Genomic DNA, 899 nt, shown 5'->3' on the forward strand with positions numbered 1-899 from the left:
GGCGGGCGCCGCGGTGCTCATCCGATGTCCACGAGGCCCGCGCGGGCGGCGCGGATGAGGATCTGCACACGGTCGCGGACCTGCCACTTGTCCAGGACCTTGCCGATGTGGGACTTCACCGTGGCCTCGGCGAGGAACAGGGCACCGGCGATCTCCGCGTTGGAGGCGCCCTTGGCGAGCTCGCGGACCACGTCCAGCTCGCGCTCCGTGAGGCGCTCGTGCGGGGCGAGCGGCTCGGCCGGGCACGGGGCGGCGTGCTCGGGGGCGGCGGTGACGGCCTCCACGAGATCGGCGGCCACGGGGGCGGAGAACACGGCGTCCCCGGCGTGGACTCGGCGGATGGCGTCCACGACCTCGGCCGGCGGGGCGTCCTTCACGAGGTAGCCGGCGGCGCCGGCGCGCAGGGCGGGGACGAGGTACTGCTCGGAGGAGAAGGTGGTGATCGCCAGGACGCGCACGCCCGGGGCCTCGGCGGAGATGCGCGCAGTGGCCTCGACGCCGTCCATGCGGGGCATCTGCATGTCCATCAGCACGACGTCGGGGGCCAGCGTGCGGGCCGCTTCGAGGGCCTGGACCCCGTCCTCGGCGGAGCCGACCACCTCGAGGTCCTCCGCCTGGGCCACGAAGTGCTCGAGGGCGGTGCGCATCAACGTCTGGTCGTCGGCCACGACTACTCGGATCATGGCGTCCAGCCTAGGCGGCGCACAGGCCGCCGCGCGTCCGCCGAAGGTCGACGTCGGCCCCCGCCTCGGGGCGGACCGGGCCGGCTCCCGGGGGCGGGGCGGAGGGCGACCGGAGACGGTGTCGGCGGGCCGGCCCGGCGGCCGAGGATGAGGGCAGCCGGCCGGCGCCGGCCCGATCGTCCGTTCACCCTGCCGAGGAGACCGCCTTGACCGCCC

General features: G+C 75.9%; 1 protein-coding gene. It reads right to left on the reverse strand.

All coding sequences use genetic code 11. The annotated features are described in order from the left end of the window. Positions 1–17: 17 nt before the first annotated feature. Positions 18–683, reverse strand: coding sequence for a response regulator transcription factor (locus J1M44_RS11075; protein ID WP_002855366.1), 666 nt, complete (start codon positions 681–683; stop codon positions 18–20). Positions 684–899 lie beyond the last annotated feature (216 nt).

It is taken from the genome of Micrococcus sp. KRD128, from assembly GCF_017168395.1.
GTDB classification, from domain to species: domain Bacteria; phylum Actinomycetota; class Actinomycetes; order Actinomycetales; family Micrococcaceae; genus Micrococcus; species Micrococcus luteus.

What these genes read in the sequence shown, in the direction of transcription:
- J1M44_RS11075 (WP_002855366.1), bottom strand. Translation starts at nt 683, where the DNA reads ATGATCCGAGTAGTCGTGGCCGACGACCAGACGTTGATGCGCACCGCC.